At 40.1% G+C, this 6,483-nt stretch carries 5 protein-coding genes and 1 pseudogene; 3 read left to right on the forward strand and 3 right to left on the reverse strand.

Translation table 11 applies throughout. The features are described 5' to 3' along the window. Positions 1-651: RNA-guided endonuclease InsQ/TnpB family protein (locus O9290_RS20215; protein ID WP_288087464.1), on the reverse strand; the 651-nt coding region annotated here is incomplete at its 3' end. Between the two features lie 50 nt (positions 652-701). Here O9290_RS20215 and tnpA point away from each other — a divergent pair. Then, positions 702-1,103, forward strand: coding sequence for an IS200/IS605 family transposase (gene tnpA, locus O9290_RS20220; RefSeq protein ID WP_052276317.1), 402 nt, complete (start codon positions 702-704; stop codon positions 1,101-1,103). A 12-nt stretch (positions 1,104-1,115) separates the two neighbouring features. On the opposite strand, the gene O9290_RS20225 is transcribed toward tnpA, so the two are convergent. Then, positions 1,116-1,580: a PIN domain-containing protein gene (locus O9290_RS20225; RefSeq protein WP_287107187.1), complete on the reverse strand. Its 465-nt coding sequence runs from the start codon at positions 1,578-1,580 to the stop codon at positions 1,116-1,118. Next, positions 1,567-1,851 carry a UPF0175 family protein gene (locus O9290_RS20230; protein WP_002754799.1) on the reverse strand — a complete coding sequence of 95 codons (285 nt, stop codon included), beginning with the start codon at positions 1,849-1,851 and terminating at the stop codon, positions 1,567-1,569. Before O9290_RS20230 ends, O9290_RS20225 begins: the two co-directional genes overlap by 14 nt. Positions 1,852-2,345: 494 nt before the next feature. Here O9290_RS20230 and O9290_RS20235 point away from each other — a divergent pair. Together O9290_RS20235 and bchH are read left to right on the forward strand one after the other, a co-directional pair. Further along, positions 2,346-2,627: pseudogene (locus O9290_RS20235) on the forward strand (flavin reductase family protein); the annotation flags it as partial. Between the two features lie 75 nt (positions 2,628-2,702). Then, on the forward strand, positions 2,703-6,368 hold the full coding sequence (bchH, locus tag O9290_RS20240; protein ID WP_288056866.1) for a magnesium chelatase subunit H: 3,666 nt from the start codon (positions 2,703-2,705) through the stop codon (positions 6,366-6,368). Positions 6,369-6,483 lie beyond the last annotated feature (115 nt).

Raw genomic sequence — 6,483 nt, forward strand, 5'->3', positions numbered from 1 at the left:
TCTTAGTCGTTTTAATCGTTTCTTTAACGGTTTCGGTGCGTCTATCTTTTCTCCTGTTGAGAGGGTAGCAAAGGTAGCAATCCCTAGATCAATTCCCACTGACTCCCCATTATTGGGAAGTATTTCGGACTGAATCTCGACAACAAAGCTGAGAAAATAGCGATCCGCCGCATCTTTAATCACGGTGACGCTAGAAGGTTTAGAAGGTAATGGACGACTCCAAACTATTCTTAGATCACCGATTTTCGCTAAAGTAACGCAGTGTTGGTTAACGGTAAAACCATTGTCAGTAAATCTTGCTGATTGCTTAGATTTACGCTTCTTAAATTGAGGAGGTTTGACTTTTCTTCCTTTTCTCTCTCCCTTGCAAGATGCAAAGAAGTTAGAGTAAGCAGTCTCTAAGTCTCTCAAAGACTGCTGTAAAGGGATAGAAGAAACCTCGGTTAACCACTGCTTTTTTTCTGTTTTTTTGATTTGAGTTAGTCTTTTAGATAACTCGGTATATTTTGGCTTTTTCTCCCCTTGTCGATAGAGTTCTTGGCAGTAGGCTAAGGTATCGTTCCAGACAACACGCACACACCCGAACAACTGAGACAAAAGCCTCTTTTGTTGGTCTGTTGGGTAAATACGGTATTGATACCTCGCTTTCATTGGGTTAAGATGTGTGTGTCTGTACTCTATTCTAACTAGGTCTGTTAATAATGTCAAGTCAGTTGCGAAGAGAAAGAAACTCTGTTTCCGATTTAAAGATACACTTGGTCTGTGTGACAAAATACAGAAGTAAGGTTTTTACTGGTAAAAGTCTGACTTTAGTTGAAAAGTCTTTTAGGGAAGTTGCGGGAAAAATGAATTTTCAGATATTGGAATTTAACGGGGAGTCTAATCATATACACGCATTGATTGAATACCCGCCAAAACTATCTATTTCCGTAATGGTCAATTCTTTAAAGGGAGTCTCTAGTCGTAGGTATGGACAAGCTGGTTATCCTAAACCGCACGGGAAAGACGCTCTTTGGTCGCCCAGTTATTTTGTATCTTCTGTAGGAGGTGCGCCACTGGAAGTTCTTAAGTGCTACATTGAAAATCAGGAAAAGCCGTCGTAAAACGACGGGGTTTTAACCCAAATTTTCGATAAATTTCTGGCTGTAGTATATGCCTTGTTGTTGCATCGTTTCTATGTAAGGTTTGACTGCAGCGATCTTTCCCAACTGTTTTGCTTTAATTAAAATACCGATCGAACCTGTAATTGGAATATTGAGAGATTTACACACCTGACGAGCAGCTAATTCATCGATAAGCACTAAAGAGGCTTTTTGTTCTAGTGCAAGGACGATGACTTCTGATTCTCCTCGATCTAGAGTCGGTAATAGTAAGGAAACCTGCTGTTGAGAGGCGATTTCTCGGACAGAAATCCACTGTTCTCGTAATAGATCGATCGAGCCAGTTTTGTCCTGATCGTAAGTGCTGATTTCAAGAGCTACTGCCTTAGGAATAACGATGCTTTTAACTATTTCTTGTAAAAGACCGAGTTGACCAATTCGCGCAAAAGCGATGAGGGGAGTAGCGTTACTTACAATCATCAGGCTCCAGTTTTTCTATTCCCTTTAATTCAACCGCTAACGCCGATTCGTCATAATCAAACAATACAATCCCTTTTTTAGACAAAATATCCATAAATTCTAGGCGATTAATTCTCGCTAATTCCGCCGCTTTTCCTAAAGAAAGTCGCTTTTCTTGAAAATAATAAATAGCGGCCAGAAGTTTAATTTCTTGACCGAGTTCATCAATTCCTATTTTTAAAGCGGCAAGAACATCGGGAGAAAATTCTAGATTTAATATTTCATTTTTCATTCTAAGTACCTAGTTAAAAATAAAGTTAACTTTAGAGACAAGGGAACTCCGGAACAGGGAACAGAAGGGTTTCTGACTTTTTTTAAGATGTCTCTTAATTATTACAGCTTACAGCGTTTCTCATAAAGATGAAGTATAATCTGATTTGGCATCGTCTCCTGACTCCTGATTGAGGTGATTAAACCGCACAGTGCGCTATTATAGCAGCGGGCAGAAGGCAGAAGGAAAATCCTTGCCAGAACTGAATTTTAGCGATTTAGGTTGTCCTAACCAACTCGTTCTCTGCTATAAGTCTTATTAAGGGGGTGTTAGACCGATGCAGGTGAGATAGTGGCAGCAATTCTCATTTTGAAACGATTTTGCCTTGTTTCAGCGATCTAGAGATTCGTTAAGAATTATTAACCCCTCTAGATGCAAGGGTTTTGATGTCATGAAACCTTAAAATGAGAATTGCTGATAATACCTCCCATCGACTCTACCCACTTTATATCCATTTTGTCCTTAATATCCTGCAAGAAGGACAACATATAGCTTTAATGAAGCATTTTCTTAAACCTTTTTCCCCCGGAGAAGATCGTTTCGCTAATATCGAAACCACTAAAGCTGAGAACGGTGGGCCGATTTTGGCCGAAGCGCTCGCTTATCTGGAATGTCGGGTGGGACAACGAATGGAGTGCGGTGATCATTGGTTGATTTATGCGATCGCAGAAAAAGGTAAGGTTTTACACCAAGGTTTAACCGCCATCCATCATCGCAAATCTGGCAGTTATTATTAATTTGTTGTTATGATCATTTCAGGGGGTGTGTTAAGGCAAAATAACGCACCCTGATTTATCAGAAAATAAATTCTTATGAAAAGTATTGTTTTAATTGTTGGCTTTGAAACCTTTAACACCAATTTATATCGGCAATCGGGCCTGTTGGCTAGTTCTAAATGTCCCGATTTAGAAGTAAAAGTATTTAGCGATAAATCCTTGACTAGCGAACCGGAAATAGTCGAGCAAGCTTTAGCCAATGCCGACGTTTTTTTTGCTAGTTTGATCTTCGATTACGATCAAGTTACTTGGCTGCGGCAACGAGCGGCACAGATTCCGATTCGCTTAGTTTTTGAGTCTGCTTTAGAGTTAATGAGTTTAACCCGTTTGGGAGAATTTGCCATCGGGGATAAACCAAAAGGAATGCCAAAACCAATTCAATTTATCTTGAGTAAATTTTCCAGTGGCAAGGAAGAAGATAAGTTAGCTGGTTATCTCAGTTTCCTTAAAACTGGCCCGAAACTGCTGAAATTTATTCCCGCTAAAAAAGTTCAAGATTTGCGTAATTGGTTAATTATTTACGGTTATTGGAATGCGGGAGGAACTGAAAATGTTGCCGCTATGTGTTGGGTAATTGCCCAAAAATATCTAGGATTAAAAGTACAGGAAATACCCGAAGTCATCGAAACTCCCAATAAGGGACTATTACACCCCGATTATCAGGGTTATTTTCTCACTCCCCAAGAATATTTAGCTTGGTATAAAAAAAATAAATCTCTTGATAAACCAGTGGTGGCACTGCTGCTTTATCGGAAGCACGTTATCAGTAAATTGCCCTATATTAATCAATTAATCCGTCATTTTGAAACGGCTAATTTAATTCCCCTACCCGTGTTTATTAACGGAGTGGAAGGCCATACAATTGTTCGGGATTGGTTAACCACAGACTACGAAATTCAGCAAAGAAAAAAAGGAATCATTGAAACTCCTTCTTTAAGTGAAGATGCGGTGACAGTAGATGCAATTGTCTCGACGATTGGCTTTCCTTTGGTGGGGGGTCCTGCGGGTTCTATGGAAGCAGGAAGACAGGTAGAAGTGGCTAAACGAATTCTGTCCGCTAAAAATATTCCTTATCTTATCGCTGCCCCTTTATTGATTCAAGATATTTATTCTTGGACAAGACAGGGAATCGGTGGTTTACAGAGTGTGGTTCTATACGCTTTACCGGAATTAGATGGAGCAATTGATACGATTCCTCTGGGGGGATTAGTGGGAGAAACTATCTATTTAATCCCCGAAAGATTACAGCGTTTAACTGGACGTTTAAATAGTTGGATTAAGTTACATAAAACACCTCCGCAAGAACGCAAAATAGCCATCATTCTCTATGGATTTCCCCCGGGTTATGGGGCAGTTGGTACGGCAGCTTTATTAAATGTTCCCCGGAGTTTAGTTAAGTTTTTACAAGCTTTACAAGCGCAGGGTTATAATCTGGGAACGATTCCCGAAGACGGGGAAGAAATTATTCAAAAAGTTAAATTTGCCGATGATGAAAATCTCTCTAAACAAAATCGTTTATCGATAGAAACTTTAGAAAATTGGCTAGGTTATCTATTAACTTCTCGCATTGAAAAACACTGGAAATCTCTGAAAGATGCGGGAATAAAAACTGTTGGCAACCAGTATCATTTAGGGGGAATTGAGTTAGGTAATATCTGGATTGGAGTGCAACCACCTTTAGGAATTGCTGGGGATCCGATGCGGTTAATGTTTGAAAAAGATTTAACTCCTCACCCTCAGTATGCAGCCTTTTATCAGTGGTTACAAAAAGATTTTAAGACCGATGCGATCATTCATTTTGGTATGCACGGAACTGTCGAATGGCTGCCCGGTTCACCCCTAGGAAATACTGGTTATTCTTGGTCAGATATTTTATTAGGAGATTTACCGAATTTATATATTTATGCCGCTAATAATCCCTCGGAATCTATCCTAGCTAAACGTCGCGGTTATGGGGTGTTAATTTCCCATAATGTGCCTCCCTACGGACGAGCGGGATTATATAAAGAATTGATGATTTTACGAGATTTGATTGCCGAGTTTCGAGAAAATCCTGAGAAAAATTACGCTTTAAGAGATAGTATCCTCCAAAAGATTATTGATACAGGTATCGCTAAAGATTGTCCTTTTCTGGAAGCAGAAAAACAGGGAATAGAATTCACTTTAGAAAATGCCAAATTATTTAGCCGCTATGCACTAACCGATTATTTTGTCAAGGTGTATAATTACCTACAAATCGTCGAACAAAGACTATTTTCTTCGGGTTTACACACCCTAGGAACTGCTCCCAATCAGGAAGAATTAAAAGGTTATCTTGACGCTTATTTCACCGATTTATCTGAGCGAGAATTTCAGCAAATTATCGCTGACGAAGCAACCAATGAAAAGCTTAAAGAAGGCATTGCTATTAAAAATTTATTAGGACAAAATAGCGAAGAGTTAACTAATCTTTTGCGGGGATTAAATGGCGAATATGTACCCCCGGCACCGGGGGGTGATTTACTCCGGGATGGTGCGGGAGTTTTGCCCACAGGACGCAATATACACGCTTTAGACCCCTACCGGATGCCTTCCCCCGCAGCCTACACTCGCGGACGAGAAATCGCCAAAAAACTGCTACAACAAAACTTAACCGAAAAAGGAAAATATCCCGAAACTGTAGCAGTTTTACTCTGGGGATTAGATGTGATTAAAACTAAGGGTGAATCCCTGGGTATTCTCTTAGAATTAGTCGGTGCTGAACCAGTCAAAGAGGGAACAGGAAGAATTGTCAGGTATGAATTAAAACCTCTAGGGGAAATTGGACACCCGCGCATCGATATTTTGGCTAATTTATCGGGAATTTTTCGAGATACTTTTATCAATATTATCGAGTTATTGGATGATTTAATGCAGCGGGCAGCCGAGATAGAAGAATCGGAAAATGATAATTATATCCGTAAGCACTATTTAGCCTTAAAAAGTCAAGGAATTGACAATGCCAGTGCTCGTTTATTTTCCAATCCTGCCGGGGATTTTGGCTCTTTAGTTAATGACCAAGTAGTGGAGGGAAATTGGGACAATGACAACGAATTAGCGAAAACTTGGGAAAAGCGTAATGTTTTTAGTTATGGTCGTCAAGATAAGGGACAAGCGCGACCAGAAGTGCTACAACAGTTATTAAAAACCAGTGAAAGTATTATCCAAGAAATTGACTCGGTAGAATACGGTTTAACCGATATTCAGGAATACTACGGCAATACAGGAGGATTAAAATTAGCCGCAGAAAAACAAAGCGGTCAACGGGTGATGACGAGTTTTGTCGAGAGTTTTTCCAATGATACAACTCCCCGCAAATTAGAGGAGGTTTTGCGCTTAGAATACCGCAGTAAATTACTCAATCCTAAATGGGCCAATGCCATGGTTAATCAAGGTTCCGGTGGGGCCTACGAAATCTCCCAAAGAATGACCGCTTTAATTGGTTGGGGCGGTACGGCTAATTTTAGTGACGATTGGGTGTATGATCAGGCAGCCGATACCTACGCTTTTGATGCAGAAATGGCGGAAAAATTGCGTCAAGCTAATCCCGAAGCTTTCCGTAATATTGTCGGTAGAATGTTAGAAGCACAGGGTCGCGGTTTTTGGCAAGCAGACCCCGACAAATTAGAGAAATTACAGGAATTATATCAATTGACCGATGAAAAATTAGAAGGGGTTACTTAGGTTTTTTAGGCTGCATCTCATTTTTGTCAATCTACCAAGTTGGGATTTTTACGGGGACACTCTCGGCTAAAATCGGTCATTACTTCCGATTTTACCACTCAATCCAAGCCTTTGG

It is taken from the genome of Microcystis sp. LE19-41.2A, from assembly GCF_027530405.1.
GTDB lineage: Bacteria > Cyanobacteriota > Cyanobacteriia > Cyanobacteriales > Microcystaceae > Microcystis > Microcystis aeruginosa.